A 995-nucleotide genomic window follows, 5' to 3' on the forward strand; every position below is an offset into this window, starting at 1 on the left:
CAGTTCTTCACCGGCGAAGAGTTTTTCCAGCACGTTTTCCCGCACGAGCGCTCGGACCTGAGCCATTGGCGCAAGCGGCTCGGCGACAAGCTGGAGCGATTGTTGGCCGAGAGCCTCCGGGTGGCGCACGAGGCTGGTGCGTTGCGCAGCCAAGACCTTAAGCGGGTCACGGTCGACACCACCGTGCAGCCGAAGGCCATCAGCTTCCCGACCGACGCCAAACTGCTGCATGCAGCGATCCGGGGGTTGAACCGCCTGGCGAGGAAGCACGGGGTCAGGCTGCGGCAATCCTATTCTCGAGTGGCAAAAAGCGCGGCGATGATGGCGGGCCGTTACGCTCATGCCAAACAGTTCAACCGGCATCAGCGGCAGCTGCGCATCCTGCGCAGCCGGCTGGGCCGGATCATTCGCGACGTCCGCCGCAAGATCGAGGGCCAGGAACACTGGAGGAGGCGTTCGCCCTCCCGCTTGGCCGGGCCACGCAGATCCGCTCGCAGCAGCAGCGACAACGCGGCTGGAAGCTGTATTCCTTCCATGCCCCGGAGGTCGAGTGCATCGGCAAGGGCAAGGCCGCCGCGCCTTATGAGTTCGGAGTGAAGGCCTCCATCGTCACCAACAACCGCCGGGCTCCCGGCGGCCTGTTCGTGCTGCATGCCAGGTCGCTGCCCGATAACCCTTACGACGGTCACACATTGCGGAACGTTATTGACCGCACCGAGGCCCTCACCGGCTGTGCGATCGAGCGGGCCTACGTCGACAAGGGCTACCGCGGCCACGACGCGCAAAATCCCCGCCGCGTCTTCATCTCCGGCCAGAAGCGCGGCGTCTTCGGCGCCATCAAGCGCGAGTTGCGCCGCCGCTCCGCCATTGAGCCCATCATCGGACACCTGAAGGCCGAAGGGCACCTCGGCCGGTGCTATCTCAAAGGCCGCGCCGGCGATGCCGCCAACGTCGTCCTCTCAGCTGTCGGCCACAACTTCCGCCGCATCCTTGCC

General features: G+C 65.7%; 1 pseudogene. It reads left to right on the forward strand.

Annotated elements, in window-relative coordinates:
- Nucleotides 1–995, forward strand: a pseudogene (locus tag I6F21_RS37530) (IS5 family transposase); the annotation flags it as partial.

The sequence above is a fragment of the Bradyrhizobium sp. NBAIM03 genome (genome assembly GCF_020194055.1).
In the GTDB taxonomy this organism is placed as follows: domain Bacteria; phylum Pseudomonadota; class Alphaproteobacteria; order Rhizobiales; family Xanthobacteraceae; genus Bradyrhizobium; species Bradyrhizobium yuanmingense.